The 15614-nt window shown below is 35.8% G+C and carries 10 protein-coding genes; 3 read left to right on the top strand and 7 right to left on the bottom strand.

The genetic code is table 11. From position 1 onward, the window contains the following. Window positions 1–238 precede the first annotated feature (238 nt). The 4 genes from BLV35_RS05905 to BLV35_RS05890 form a co-directional block, all read right to left on the bottom strand. The gene (locus BLV35_RS05905; protein ID WP_091086236.1) at window positions 239–3748 is read right to left on the bottom strand and encodes a beta strand repeat-containing protein; all 3510 of its coding nucleotides are present in this window, start codon (window positions 3746–3748) and stop codon (window positions 239–241) included. A 39-nt stretch (window positions 3749–3787) separates the two neighbouring features. Next, on the bottom strand, window positions 3788–4570 hold the full coding sequence (locus BLV35_RS05900) for a hypothetical protein (protein WP_091086233.1): 783 nt from the start codon (window positions 4568–4570) through the stop codon (window positions 3788–3790). A gap of 17 nt (window positions 4571–4587) precedes the next feature. Beyond that, entirely contained in the window at window positions 4588–4830 is a 243-nt protein-coding gene (locus BLV35_RS05895) for a hypothetical protein (RefSeq protein ID WP_091086229.1), read from the bottom strand. Between the two features lie 780 nt (window positions 4831–5610). Continuing rightward, a complete protein-coding gene (locus BLV35_RS05890; protein ID WP_091086226.1) occupies window positions 5611–7683 on the bottom strand; it encodes a hypothetical protein in 2073 nt (690 codons plus the stop codon). Between the two features lie 588 nt (window positions 7684–8271). Here BLV35_RS05890 and ccsA point away from each other — a divergent pair. Beyond that, window positions 8272–11463, top strand: coding sequence for a cytochrome c biogenesis protein CcsA (gene ccsA / locus BLV35_RS05885; RefSeq protein WP_091086222.1), 3192 nt, complete (start codon window positions 8272–8274; stop codon window positions 11461–11463). 226 nt (window positions 11464–11689) lie between these two features. On the opposite strand, the gene BLV35_RS05880 is transcribed toward ccsA, so the two are convergent. The 3 genes from BLV35_RS05880 to BLV35_RS05870 form a co-directional block, all read right to left on the bottom strand. Further along, window positions 11690–12634, bottom strand: a complete 945-nt coding sequence (locus BLV35_RS05880) for a tRNA dihydrouridine synthase (protein ID WP_091086218.1) — start codon at window positions 12632–12634, stop codon at window positions 11690–11692. Between the two features lie 148 nt (window positions 12635–12782). After that, window positions 12783–13568: an anti-sigma factor gene (locus BLV35_RS05875; protein WP_091086215.1), complete on the bottom strand. Its 786-nt coding sequence runs from the start codon at window positions 13566–13568 to the stop codon at window positions 12783–12785. Further along, a complete protein-coding gene (locus tag BLV35_RS05870) occupies window positions 13568–14098 on the bottom strand; it encodes an RNA polymerase sigma factor (protein WP_091086212.1) in 531 nt (176 codons plus the stop codon). Before BLV35_RS05870 ends, BLV35_RS05875 begins: the two co-directional genes overlap by 1 nt. 232 nt (window positions 14099–14330) lie before the next feature. On the opposite strand from BLV35_RS05870, the gene BLV35_RS19630 reads away from it, so the two are divergent. Beyond that, a complete protein-coding gene (locus tag BLV35_RS19630; RefSeq protein WP_091086722.1) occupies window positions 14331–14981 on the top strand; it encodes a DUF4331 family protein in 651 nt (216 codons plus the stop codon). Window positions 14982–15009: 28 nt separating this feature from the next. Next, entirely contained in the window at window positions 15010–15561 is a 552-nt protein-coding gene (locus BLV35_RS19625; protein ID WP_091086718.1) for a DUF4331 family protein, read from the top strand. Window positions 15562–15614 lie beyond the last annotated feature (53 nt).

Below are 15614 nucleotides of genomic sequence, written 5' to 3'. Positions count from 1 at the left end.
ATGAAGTAGTATGGCAAATAAAGGGATAGAAGATTTTGGGAGTTCTAACAATTATTCTTCTTTTTCGGTTTCGTATCTTACGAAGAAAGTTCTGGAAACAATATAACTTACAGGTTACAAATAAGATGGGTAGGTTGGGTGAGTATTAATTATTTTTCACCTCAGTTTCTTACTAATGAAAAAGGGCGGTTGGTTTAGCACCAAACGCCCTTTTTTAATTCAATGTAATTTTTTATTTTTAATTCACCTTAATTAGAGTTAAAATTCTATTTTTAACAGACAAGGTTCCCGCATCAATACTCCATCTTGCCTCAATTTTTTCATCTTGAGCAATAGTAGCCATTGCCTGTAAAGTAACATCTACCGTATTAACTTTTGTCGTTCTGGTTCTGGTAGAATTAGGGATTAGCACCCCATGATTATAAAGGCTAAAAGTAGCATTACCAGGAATCTCCTTAATTACCTCAACATTGCCACCAGGAGGAACAATTTCTCCATAATGAATAGCTGTTTCAAAGGCCGTTATAGCACCTAGATTAGTGGCGATTTGTCCAGTATAAGTAGATATACCAGTATTTGCAATTGCTCCAGACTTCGTAAGCAAAACAAAAGATTGTACTGCTCCTAAGCTAATTTGTGAAGTCCCCAACGGAACGGAAATTGTCCCTGGTCCAAATGCTAGTGCTCCTGCAGTAGTCAACATTCTTCCTTCAATGGTACAATCAGCACCGACAGCCACTGCAAGCCTAGATAAAAGAGATCCGAAAAATATGGAATTAGCTCCTAATCCAATAGCTCCTGTAGCTACCCAAAAGATGTTTTTTGCTGAAGCTCCGTTGACCAATTTAACTGTAATCCCCGCAGTGGTATTAAACGCACCTGCTGTTTTGAAGATAAAAACTGCATTGGGATCATTTTGTGCATCTAAAGTAACATTTGTCCCAATGCTTAGAGCTCCTCCATAAGAATATATTCCTGGCTTAATTGTTTTTCCACCTATGTCACCGGCAGCGGCTTGATAAGTACCTTGCCCCATATTATCTATATCTGTATAGATTTTTTCTAAATCGGCAATTGCATCGTCTGTAGTAACAATAGCTGTTTCATAAGCAGGAGCGATACTGTATTCACTATTAAAAAAGACCAAATAAGTACCAGGTTCTGGTGATTTGCTCATTCCGGATATTAAAACATCTGAAGTTGATGAAGTTGAAGTAGTGACTGAATCATCTGTAGAACTATAGCTAGGGGATAGCCCTTGAGGTCCAACGGCTCCCGTTTCTCCTTTTAATGAAGTAATAAATTCAGTTTGAGTCCCTGTATTTCCTTCAGAAAGCCATATTTCATATGCTGTCTTACCATTGGCTCCTGTCGCACCAATTGAGCCTGTACTTCCTTTTAGACCATCAGCACCGTCAGTTCCAGTATTACCTTTTGCTCCAGTAGCACCGTTTGTTCCAGTGTCTCCTTTCGCTCCAGTTGCACCATCATTTCCGTTAACACCATTTACTCCAGCGTCTCCTTTCGCTCCAGTTACACCGTCAATACCATTTGTTCCGGTATCTCCTTTTACTCCAGCAGCACCGTTGATTCCGTCAATACCATTTGTTCCAGTGTCTCCTTTTACTCCAGCAGCACCGTTTGTTCCGTCAATACCATTTGTTCCAGTGTCTCCTTTTACTCCAGTAGCCCCGTTGATTCCGTCAATACCATTTGTTCCAGTATCTCCTTTTACTCCAGCAGCACCGTTTGTTCCGTCAATACCATTTGTTCCAGTGTCTCCTTTTGCACCAGTAGGACCGTTTATACCGTCAATACCATTTATTCCAGTGTCTCCTTTTACTCCCGTAGCACCGTTTGTACCGTCAATACCATTTATTCCAGTGTCTCCTTTTACTCCCGTAGCCCCGTTTATTCCGTCAACACCGTTTATTCCAGTATCTCCTTTCGCTCCAGTTGCACCGTTTATTCCGTCAACACCGTTTATTCCAGTATCTCCTTTTGCACCAGTAGTACCGTTTATACCGTCAATACCATTTATTCCAGTGTCTCCTTTTACTCCCGTAGCACCGTTTATTCCGTCAACGCCGTTTATTCCAGTATCTCCTTTTACACCAGTAGTACCATCATTTCCGTTAATACCATTAATACCAGTATCTCCTTTTGCACCAGTTGCCCCGTTGATTCCGTCAATACCGTTTATTCCAGTGTCTCCTTTTGCACCAGTAGCACCGTTTGTACCGTCAACACCATTTATTCCAGTATCTCCTTTTGTTCCAGTTGCACCGTCAATACCATTTGTTCCAGTGTCTCCTTTCGCTCCAGTTACACCGTCAATACCGTTTATTCCAGTATCTCCTTTTGCACCAGTAGCACCTATTATTCCGTCAATACCATTTGTTCCAGCGTCTCCTTTTGCTCCAGTTACACCGTCAATACCATTTGTTCCGGTATCTCCTTTTACTCCAGCAGCACCGTTTGTTCCGTCAATACCGTTTGTACCGTCAATACCATTCGCACCATCATTTCCGTTAACACCATTTGTTCCATCAATACCGTTTATTCCAGTATCTCCTTTCGCTCCATTTACACCATTTGTTCCAGCATCTCCCTTTGCGCCAGTAGTACCGTTCACACCGTCAATACCGTTTGCTCCAGTGTCTCCTTTTGCTCCAGTTGCACCCTCATTTCCGTTAACACCATTTATTCCAGTGTCTCCTTTTGCTCCAGTAGCACCGTTGGTTCCGTCAATACCATTTATTCCAGTGTCTCCTTTTACTCCCGTAGCACCGTTTATTCCGTCAACACCGTTTATTCCGGTATCTCCTTTCGATCCAGTATCTCCGTTTATTCCATCAATACCATTTGTTCCAGTGTCTCCTTTTGCACCAGTAGCACCGTTTATTCCGTCAACACCATTTATTCCATTGTCTCCTTTTGTTCCAGTTGCACCGTCAATACCATTTGTTCCAGTGTCTCCTTTCGCTCCAGTTACACCGTCAATACCGTTTATTCCAGTATCTCCTTTTGCACCAGTAGCACCTATTATTCCGTCAATACCATTTGTTCCAGCGTCTCCTTTTGCTCCAGTAACACCGTCTACTCCAGCAATACCGTTTATTCCAGTATCTCCTTTCGCTCCGGCAACACCGTTTAAACCGTTAATACCATTTGTTCCAGTATCTCCTTTCGCTCCAGTTGCACCATCATTTCCGTCAATACCATTTGTTCCAGTAGCCCCGTCAATACCATTTATACCTGTATCTCCCTTTGCACCAGTTGCACCGTCAATACCATTTATTCCATCAACACCATCGGTACCATTTAAAGAAGTGATAAACTCAAGTTCGGTACCTGTATTTCCAAGTGATAACCATATTTCATAAGCTGATTTTCCATCATCTCCAGTCTGTGCTTTATCTCCTTTATCTCCCTTGTCTCCTTTTGGACCTTTACTAGTATTAGTTCCATTGTTTCCCTCTGAAGCCCATTTTGGGATGTCTTTTGTACCAATATTATTCTCAATAGCGTTAACCGTAGTATTAAATATCATCAAACCCTTAGCAGGTCTTAAAATTAAGTCACGTTCTTTTGAAGTCATTCTCGGCAAAAGGAACCCTTTGGTTGTAGAACTAATATCTAGAACTGAGGATTCATCGGGGGTTTTGGTCCCAATACCTGTTTGAGCACTAATAACACCCGAAATAAGTATAATTAAAATAAATAAGTAATTTTTGACTTTTTGCATTGATTTTATATTTAGGAGAGATTTATCGTAGATTATAAATTAATAGCTATTATTAATTATTTTCTTTTTAATAAGTGAATTAACATTAGATAATTCCGTTGTTACAATGTACAGACCAAGTTCATAGTTAAAATTTTGACTGTATTTTAAGTCTCCGTTTAGATTTTTTATGAATACTAGTTTGCCTGTAACATCATGAACAATCAAAGTCTTTATAGGTTGAGAAGCTTCGATAAATAACATGTTTTTATTTACATATACTGTTAATTCTACTTTATTAAATTCAGTAACCACTAATTGCTTCTTTTTTGCGCCTAAAGAAAAAGCCGAAAAAGCAGATAAGTCTACTTTCGCATTCGTACTAATAGAGCCCGAACCTAAGTCACTTATTGCCGCTAGTATAGAATGTTCATCAACTATCGAAGGTATTGTGACCCATGTAGATCCATTCCAACCTACAATAGTTAAATTAGATAGTGAAGAGGATGTTAAATCTGAAATAGCACTTGAGGGTCTCCAACTTAGCGAAATACCGGCATTTACTCCGTTACTTTTTATATCCCAATATTCAACCGAAGAGATTGAAGATATGGATGTGTCCAAAGCACTACCAATTGAGTTTGGTGTCGCTCTAAAATAAGCAGCATCTACACCGCCAGTACTTGACGGGATTATTTGAATTGGAGCATAAACGCCTGATTGCCCTATCGGTAAGATGAAGGCCTCGTGGCTTAGAGTTTGAGCATATCCATCTACAAAAGCGTTTTCGCTCGCTCCACTACACCATGCTCCAATAGGAAAAGACAAAACACCATAATTCAATTTTGTTCTGCTGGTTTTTATTGTTGTTTTTTTGCTACGGCTGAGCTAAAGATAAAGTTTTCGGCTCCAACATAAAATAAACTATTATCGCCAATGTATAGATCACTGTTATTTTGAATTTGTGCCTGTAGCGTATTCAATTTGAAAAAGAGAATTACGAATAAAAAATAAGGGAAAAAGCTTTTGAATATTGTGTTAGACTTTATTAATGAAGTAACATCATATCCATCCAAATAGCTTGGTAACTCGTACTTTTTCATGTTTTACACTAATTTATATAGCGTAAATTTATAGGTATTAACTGATGCTGTTTTTTATTTTCGTTTAGAGTTGTTTAACTATCGGTGAATCTATCTAAAGTGTCGACGAGTGGAATTGTTAAGGAAAAAGATGGTTTTTACTATTTTTTGTTATTGTAAAATTATGAATAGATGCATAGTGAATACTCGGATTAGTAATTAATTTCATCTCCTATATTTTTTAGAGTTTTAAAAAGTAGCAATTAAATATTGAGCTACATTCATGAAGCCTATCACAATAACTTTAATCATTTGTTAAAATCAGGAAAAAAAAGTGTAGCCATTGTAGTAAATAATGGCTGGTATTTTTTTTGAAAAAAGGGTAGATGATACCCTTTAAAAGCAGCGGTTTTATAAGTGTGTAGTTTGATTAGTAATTATCATTGCATTTAACCGTCTTAAAGGTTTCACGCGGTAGCGGTGATTTGTTGTTATGTTCACATAAAAAAGAACACTGCACTAACTTTTTTTTAAAGCTGTGCAGTCAGATATGTTTTAGATAATTAAATTATCACACTATTTGAGTTTTCACTTTAAAATCAATCATTTGTATTGCATATAACTAAAATTATATAAGCAATACATCACTTTTAGTCGGTTTTGCGTGAGGGGTAGAAGCTAGCTACCGCAGTAGCGCGGATGACCAGACAGCTTCCCGAAAAAGGGCATATCTAGACAAAGTGAATTAGCCCTTTTTTAGGGACGGTGGCACGCCCAGATAATTTGGTATCTTAAATTTATTTATTTCAACAAATCGGGATTGCTGAGGATCAATTCTATTTTCTTTATGATTACCGTAATTTGATTCATTTGTGTTTCTATATTTCTAAAAAAGAGACTAATATCTCTGTTAACCCAGCTTTCGGAAATAACTCTTGCGCCCAAACTAATTCTTAAAACAGCACTTTCAATATCGTTGCCATACTTTACATTAACGGCTTGTCCTATATGGCATTTCTGGGCAGCAAGCCTTATAATTTCTAGTGAAGAATCTTCAAATTGATCAGATATATCCGAATTTAGTAAAGTGTATAGTTTTTTCACATTATCAACTGATAGTACTTCATTGTTTTTAAGGATGAAGAAAGGGAAAATGGTACGGATATTTCTTATTCCAAATTCTTGACTATTATAACTATTCGCTTTTGTATCATCAGCATAAATGGGTTCTAAAAAAGTGGCTTCTTTTATTGAATCGTCAATAAAATTACAGAACATCTCAATACCCATGTTTCTGTATAAAACGGGTGTTTTATAGTAGCGGTCCATTTCAACTATTGCAGCGTTCCAGCGCATGTAAGAGCCATAATTGTATCCATCTGATAAATCATTTGAACAGAACCATGAAGTTGGCCAATCAGAATGATTGTAATATTGGGTTAATCCTTTTGGCAACTTATTTTTTGCAGAATGGATTAATTTACTAACACTTTCGGGTAGAAGTAATGCACCTGAATAGGGAGGCCCGGTAAAGTACTTACTTCCTGTTACGGTAACAATATATCCTTTATTTAAATAATTTTGTATGTCTTTAGGATCTAATCGAAGTTGGGAACCGTCCACAATGATTTGCATTGATAAGGCATCGATTGTATTCAATTTTTGAATTAATGCGTCACTAGGCGATTGATATCCTAATTTCGATTGATCCATAGTATGCAGTACTACGTGTCTGCCTGATTCATTGGTTTTAGATATGGCATTATAGACTTCCTCGTCTAATTGACTGGATGATTTTAGCGCACCATTTTCATCTCTAAAAGTAATTTTAATCAAATCAACATCTCTAAATCCTTCAATTTTGTCCCCTTTCTTAATAGGGTGATTTAAGGCGGTTGTGTTTTCAAAATGACATCCTTTTAATGCCGCAGGAATTCCGCTACCAGTTTCATCAGATGCTACTAAAATATGCGTAATGTCTTTATCGGACATAATTTGAGTTATAGCTGCTATTTGAAGTGAAGAATCGGTTCCTGATGGGGAAAAAATTATTTCACACTCCTCATTTAATTTAAATATCTTTCTAAGGTTGTCTTTTAGTAATTCAGAAAACTCGATGGTTGTCTTTTTAAAACCATTTTTTAAGCTGTTTCGAATTAAAATACTTCTAACTTTATCTGTTTTATCAAACGCAAAATTAGAAACACTCGTTCCAGTTGATGAGGCAAAAGTGAATGCATCGGGTCTTGGAAATGGTCGGCAACCATATTTATTTAACAAATCAATTTCATCAATATTCAATCTAAGGTCTCCACCTGACATTAATAAATATTCTGTTGGTTTTGCTAGGTTTTCAATAATTGGTTTCCAAGAATCTTTAAATGTTTTGTTTGCAATATTCGTCCCATGAAAAGCTTGCAACTCTTCGTATTGTAATACAGACTCAGGATCTATTTTTTTTTCATTTTTAATCAAATCAATTAAAAAATAATCAAGGTTTTCTAATTTTTCTTTATCGTCTTTAGGTAACAATTGATAAAATATTCGAGTCACTTCAAGCGCTGCTATATCACATAAAATAGTATCCTGTTTTTCATTATTCAAGGCTTTATACCAAAGCTGCCATTCAATGCCATATCTTAAATAAACCAAAGCTAAAACGGGTTTGTTTAGTAATGACGAACCAATTATAATCGATTTGTTGGGTACAATTTTAAATATATCAGGCTCAGTAGTTGAGGTAATAATATTTATGTTGTTTATTTTAGGTACTGTGTTGAATCTTTTTAAAACGCGAACCAGATAATTCACATTTTCTTTTTCAAATATACTGGTTCTTTTATATTGATTTTCAATAAGTATATTATTTGTCATAGGTATTATAATTTATAACGTTCATCAGAATGAAGTTCTTTACTAGGAATATTTTCTTGATTATCTAACAATCCAAATATAGTGTTTGTTCTAATATCAAACTTTGCAAAGAACGGCTTTATATCAATAAGAGTAACTCAATTTAATACATCAACCATTTTTATTTGAATAGAATTGTTTGCAATTTCTAAAACTGTATCTGTAAAAAGCGTGATCGTAGCCGGTCGCTTAGGTAGTTTGTAGGCAAATGTGACGATGTGCCATAAAACGCTTTTTTTGTTAATTTATAAAAATAGGATTACAAATAGTTCTAATAGTAAAAGTAATACATCATTTTAACGCGAATTTGCGTGAGGGGTAGAAGCTGGCTACCTTAGTAGCGCGCATGACCCGACAGCTTCCCGAAAAAGGGCCTATCTAGACAAAGTGATGTAGCCCTTTTTTAGGGACGGTGGCACGCCCAAAAGAAAGGCGGCATTAGGGATTCTAAACCCTTAATTTTGGATTAAATTAACAATTGTAGCAAGATAGAAGTCAACAATTTTAAGTACTTTTGTCGCACTTTTATAAAAACGTAATTCCTTACAAATGGATAAAAAAATATTCTCATTTTTGTTTTCTACACGATTAATGGCGCTTCTTTTTCTCTCTTTTGCAATAGCAATGGGCGCAGGAACTTTCATCGAAAGTAAATACAATACAGATACAGCTCGCATTTTAATTTATAATTCTTGGTGGTTTGAAGCGATAATGGTGTTTTTTATGATCAATTTCATAGGGAATATTAAGCGTTACCAATTATTAAAAAAAGAAAAATGGGCTACTTTATTACTACATTTATCTTTTGTTTTTATCCTTTTGGGTGCATTTGTAACTCGTTATATTAGTTATGAAGGGATGATGCCAATACGTGAAGGTGCTGCTGAAAATCAGTTTTATTCAGACAAAACATTCCTAACCGTTTTTATCGATGGGGAATATAAAGGGGAAATGAAACGTAGGGTTTTTGAACAGCCATTGTTGCTTTCTCCGGTTACTAATAACAATTTTTCGATCTCTGATAAGTTTGCAGACACTTCGTTTGAAGTGGAATACGAAAATTTTATCATGGGTGCTAAGGAATATGTAAAAGCGGATCCTAAGGGCGTTTTGTATTTCAAACTTGTAGAAGCAGGGGATGGCGGACGTGAAGAGCATTTTCTAAAAGAAGGAGAAGTTCAAAACATTCACAATGTTTTATTTTCATTAAATAAACCAACGGATGGTGCAATAAATATTAGCACTTCTGGAGACGGATATACAATTCAAACGCCATTTGAAGGGAATTTCATGAGAATGGCTGATAAACTAGAAGGTGCAGTAACTAAAGATATTGTGCAGCCGTTGATGATGCGTTCGCTTTATAGCATAGGAGAGAAAAGATTTGTTTTTCCTGATCCTGCTGTAAAAGGAGTGATTGCTTATGAGTCAAGCAATGATTTTAAAGCAAAAAATCATACTGATGCTTTAGTACTTAAAGTGAAAGCAGAGGGACAGGAAAAAGAAGTAACTGTTGTGGGATCTAAGGGAAGAGTAGGAGACTTTCAAACGGTAAAAATTGGGAAGTTAGATTATACTTTTTTCTACGGTAGTAAAGCTTACGTTTTACCTTTCAAGATAAAACTAAATGATTTTATCGCTGCTAAATACCCGGGAACGGAGAAAAGTTACTCTTCTTTTGAAAGTAAAGTGACAGTTCAAGATTCTACAGAGGTATTTGACGCAAGGATTTTTATGAATAATGTTTTGGATTACAAAGGGTATCGTTTCTTTCAATCTTCATTTGATCCAGATGAAAAGGGAACGGTCTTATCTGTAAACCACGATTTTTGGGGAACAGCCATTACGTATGCCGGTTATTTTATGTTATTTTTTGCAATGATGTCTATTATGTTTACAAAATACTCTCGTTTTGCTGATTTGAAACGAAAATTAGAAGTGGTTAAAACTAAAAAATCAAAATTGATTACTATTTTGGTTTTAATGATAAGTATGAGTGGCTTTTCTCAAGCGCACAATCATGATCATGATGCTAATGGAGATCATGCAGATCATACCGAAGATAGTGGTCACATGCGTGTTGCACCAACTGCAAAACAATTAGATTCTTTGCTTAATAAATTTAAAGTTTCCGAAGAGCACGCCGCAAAATTTGGGCGTTTGGTGATTCAGGATGCTGGTGGTAGAATGAAACCCGTAAACACTTTCTCTTCTGAGTTATTGCGTAAAGTGAGTCATTCTAATTCTTACAATGGCATGAATCCAGACCAAGTGTTTTTGTCCATGTCTCAGTACGCACAGTTGTGGATTGAAATTCCGATTATCTATCTAAGAACAGGAAACGACAGCATTCGTAAATTGATTGGTGTTGATGTAAAGGATGGAACAGCTCCTTTTATTGCCTTTTTTGATGCAAAAGGAAATTATAAATTAGCACCATACTTGGATGCAGCTTACAAAGCAGCCAACCCGAATCAGTTTGAGAAAGATTTTATTGAAACGGATAAAAAGGTGAATTTAATGGAATCGGCCTTGAGCGGACGAATATTAAAGATTTTCCCGATTCCGAATGATCCGAATAACAAATGGGTTTCGTCATTAGAATTGAATGAAGCTGGATTAAAAGGAATGGATTCTACGTATACCAAAAGTGTTTTGCCGTTGTATTATGGATCACTAAATAACGCATCAATTTCAAATGATTATAAAAATGCAAATGATTTAGTTGAAAGTTTAAATGGTTTCCAAAAGAGATTTGGTGCCAAAGTAAGACCAAGTGATGATAGAATCTCTCTAGAAATCACCTATAACAAATACGACCTATTGCAAAAACTGCCATGGGCATATCTAACTGCAGCGCTATTAATGATGTTGTTTACTATTTTACAGATTTTCAAAGATCGTAAAGTACTGCGTATTTTGGTAAATAGCATGCATGTTATCATTGCAATCTTGTTTGCTTTGCACACAATAACTTTAGGAGCTCGTTGGTACATATCTGGTCATGCGCCATGGAGTAACGCCTACGAAGCTATTGTTTATGTAGCTTGGGCAACGATGTTTTTTGGATTAGCTTTTGATAGTAAATCTAAGTTAACTGTTGCTTCATCTGCCTTTGTATCGGCAATTATTTTATCTGCAGCTTATATGAACTGGATTGATCCAGAAATTGCCAATCTACAACCAGTACTTAATTCCTATTGGTTAATGATTCACGTGGCTGTTATTGTAGCAAGTTATGGACCATTTGCTTTAGGAATGATTCTTGGTTTTGTATCGTTATTATTGATCTTTTTTACCAACGAAAAGAACAAAGCTAAAATGGATTTGAATATTCAAGAGATTACCTATATCAACGAAATGGCATTAACTGTTGGTTTGATTATGCTTACTATTGGTAACTTCCTTGGTGGACAATGGGCCAATGAAAGTTGGGGACGTTACTGGGGATGGGATCCAAAAGAAACTTGGGCATTAATCAGCATCATGGTTTATGCTTTTGTAATTCACGCTCGATTTGTACCGTCATTAAGAGGGAAATGGACGTTTAACCTGATGAGTATGTTTGCTTTCGTTTCGATTTTGTTTACCTATTATGGTGTAAACTTTCACTTGGTTGGACTGCATTCTTATGCAAGCGGTGAAGCCCATTCCTTAAGTTGGATCTGGTATTCACTAGGAACAATCACTTTTATTGGGGCGATTACCTATCCAAAATATAGAAAGTATTATAAGAAATAATAAGCATCTTTTGCTTCAAATAAAAAAGGTTCAACCATTAAGTTGAACCTTTTTTTGTGCTCTAATTTTTCTTTGGGCGTGCCCTACAGTTACTCTGGCTAGCGCCTCGCAACTTCGGGTCGGGCTATTCGTTCCCGCTTTTTTATCAATTGCCTCGGGTTTAAACCCGAGGCAATTGATAAAAAGAGCTCCACTGCTATCCCTCACGCAACGAGACGTTATAGCGTTAGCCCGCTTTTATAACTTCTTTAACCGTTTGCTCGTAATTACGAATACTCTTTGATTTTCGTATGTTTTTTGACACTTTGTGCGGATTCGAAAAAATAACAGAGAAGTACTCCCATAAATGGTGCATTTTCAATAAGATGTGCGTAGAACCAGATAAGGATTCGCTATATCCTGCGTATAAGGTGTCGTGAAATTCACTAAACAATTCCATTTTGTTTTTTGGGTATTCTAAGCTGTTGCTTTTTATCATACTGGGCAAAAAAGGATCTGCAATTAAGCCTCTACCTATCATCCAATGATCTATGGTAGGGAAACGCGCTTGCATTTCGTGAAACTTAGTTACTGTAGTAATATCACCATTATAATACAATTTTACTTTACTTTGATCTACGCAAGTTTGAAAAGCATCCAAATGTACACCACCTTTGTATAACTGTTTCCCTAAACGGGCATGTACAGCTACGTTTTTCACCTTATATTTTTCTAAAATAGGTAAAACATCTAATATTTCGTCCGTAGTATCGTATCCCAAACGCATTTTCATAGAAACTATGATATCTGATTCGTTTTGCACCTTGTGCAATATCTGCTCAATTTTCTCCGAATTTTTAATTAATCCAGAACCCATTCCACATTTAGTTACCATGGGGTAGGGACAACCTAAATTCCAGTTCAATTCTTTATAACCTAATTCCTGCACATACTTGGATACAAACAAAAACTCATCGGCATCATTAGTAATAATTTGCGGAATCACTTCAAGTTCGGAGTTGTTCTCGGGTAATAAATCACGCTGATAGGAGGATTTAATAACCATCTTTCCATTTAAGCGGATGTAAGGCGCATAAAAAGTATCTATTCCGCCAAAAATTTTGTTTTGCGCATTTCTAAAACGGAAATCTGTAAATCCTTGTAAAGGAGAGGAAAGTAAGGTGTAGTTCATGTACTGTTTAAAAAATGCAAATATAAGGTACTTTATATTGTTATGGTTTCCATTTATCAGATATGTTGACCAAAGTAGTTTTAAGAAAAAAAAACCAGACTCTAGTTTTGAAAGTCTGGTTTTAATGTAAATGCTATTGTATAAATTTCTATACCTTTCCTAAGGTATATAATTGCTCCATTGTAGGGCTTAAACTTCCGCCGGCAGGTTCTAATGTAATTCCAAAAGCTTCTGCATCACCAGTGCTGTTAACAGCAAAAATGCGTTGGTTGTTTTCATCAAACTTGTCTAGTAATCCAATGCTTGTTGGAGTCAAAGGATTCAGTTTTAGAGCCCAAACCTGATATACCATTCCTTTTGGAGGTTCTGGTAAGCCTGCCGCATCAACATAAACTACTTGAGTTTCTTTGTTCCAATATACTTTTGCAGATGATTCTGGTGCAACAGCCTGTCCACCTAAACTTACAACTGTATTCTTGGTATCTCTTACGACTGCAAGACCTATTTCGTTTTGCTTGTTTTGAAGTTCTAATTGATTAAGTTCTTTTTCAACTTTTGCTTTTTCAATTTCAGTACTTACAACCTGATTGCTGGTTTGTTCCAATTGATTGTATTGGAATCCAATACCAACCAATAGAAGAACGGCAGCTGCCCATCCAATGTATTGCGACCAGTTTCTTGATGTTTCCATTTCTATTACTGGGGCATGTTTTAGTTCTAGCTTGGCCTTAATCTTCTCATAATTAGCCACCGAATGGAAGGGTGAAAAACTAGAGGACAAGGCTACAATTGCTTTCTCAATGGCAATAATTTCATCCTTAATTTCAGGATGCGTATTAGCCATGGTAGTAACTTCTTCATTTTCGGTATCGCTTAGCAAACCATAAACGTAGAGTTCTAATATTCCGGAGTCATTATATTCTTTTGTTTCCATTATACTTTCAAATAGTTTCTTAAATCATTAATACAATTTCGATTGTGTGTTTTTACAGTTCCTAAAGGGATCTCCAACTCTTCCGAAGCTTCTTGTTGGGTATATCCTTTAAAGAACAATAAATCTATTATTTGTATACATTTTGGTTTGAGTCTTTTGACAAACTCTTGTATTCCAATTGTATCCACTTTGTTGACTAGTTTGTTACTGTCGTCTAATAGATTTACGAAATTATCTGAGGAAAGGTTTTTTTGACTGTTGTTAAAATTTTTAGATCGTAGTTTATCTATAGAAGTATTCCTTGCTATATTAAGGATCCATGTATAGAAGCGTCCTTTACTTTCATTATAGGAATCAATATTCTTCCAAATTTTAATGAATACTTCCTGAAGTACATCTTCAGCTTCTTCTCTATTTCTTACAAGAACATTAATAACTGAAAATAAACTTTTAGAATACATATCATATAGATGTGTAAAAGCTCTTTCGTCTTTCTTGTATATTAATACTAATAACTCTTCCTGGGTCATATACTTTATGTTTTACTCTTACAAACTTATACAAACTTATTTACAAATAGATAAATTATATTGATTGTCTGTGTAATTGATAAAGTAGCTTAAAATAATTGTGTTTTTATTTACATTTTAAGTACTTGAAAATCAAATGATTAAAAAATATATTAACTTTTTTTTAATTTTTTTAAAACCAAAAGGAAAACAATCCCGTAAATGCTTTTATAACCTTTTAAATTATAACAAAATGAAAAAAACAAAAATGGTATTAGGTCTTTCGCTAATTGCGATTTCAGGCTTAATCTTAGTAGCAGCGGATCACGTAGATGCTCCATCAGTAACAGGTAATGCAGCAGACATTACAGACATGTACACTTTTCAAGGACAAGAAACTAATAATTTAGTTTTTGCCGTTAACACTCAAGGGTTGTTAAGTCCTAATGCAACGGGTGCCGCAGCATTCAATGAAAATGTGATGATTGAAATTAACATCGACAATACAGGTGATAATGTGGAAGACTTGGTTATCCAAGCAATTAGAAAAGGAGATAAGATGTACTTCTTCGGACCATATGCTCCAGGAGCAACTGGAACATCCAGTACAATTAAAACTAGTGCCGCTTCAGGAAGTGTTGCCATTTCCAAATATGGTGCAACAGCAGTAACATCTACTGAAAACGGAATGAAATTTTTTGCAGGACCAAGAGACGATCCATTCTTTTTTGACTTAGGTCAATTTCAAGCAATCCTTGGCGGAAGCGCAACAGCGTTTAAAAATCCAGGTACAGATACTTTTGCAGGTTCAAATGTATTGTCAGTTGTGGTTGAAGTACCAAAAACAATGTTAGGTACAGCAGCCTCTTTAAATGTATGGGCAGAAACTAAGAAAAAACAATAATAAATTTTATTCTAAAAAATTCAAAATCATGAAGACAAATAAATTCAAAATCATAACTCTAGCACTTGTATGTGCAGTAGCTACAGTAAGCTGTAACGATGATGACAATAACGGAGATGCAATGGCAAGTGCTGACTTCTCAGGAACTTTTGTTCAACAAGATCAAATGGCTAGACCAGCTATAAACACAGTCTTTATTGCTTCGGGACAACCTAAAGATGACTTTAATGCGGCTATACCTTCTGCAATGGGAGCAAAATACCAGCCAATTTTCGAATCTAGATTAAAGGCGTTAAACCCTGGATATACAACAAATGCTTTAGGGTTGACCGCTGCCCAATTTACAGGAGTACTAGCAACTGATGTTTTAAACGTGAAAACTTCTGGAAAAACAACTTTTTTCGATGGTACTAATGTATTAACAGGTAGAGCTTTGGCTGATGATGTAATTGATGTTGAGCTAATCTTAATCTTTGGTGGGCCAACAGGTGGTTCTAATACTGGTCTTACTTCAGATCACGTAGATGCAAATGATAAAGCATTTACCACTTCTTTTCCTTACTTGGCTGCAGCCTGGTAATAAATTTTCAAAAAAACAGAGCTCTGTCAGAATTAGTGAGCTCTGTTTTTTTT

It is taken from the genome of Flavobacterium gillisiae (assembly GCF_900107635.1).
GTDB lineage: Bacteria > Bacteroidota > Bacteroidia > Flavobacteriales > Flavobacteriaceae > Flavobacterium > Flavobacterium gillisiae.
The sequence above is the reverse complement of the archived record's forward strand: the minus strand, read 5'-3'. Positions and strand labels throughout refer to the sequence as shown.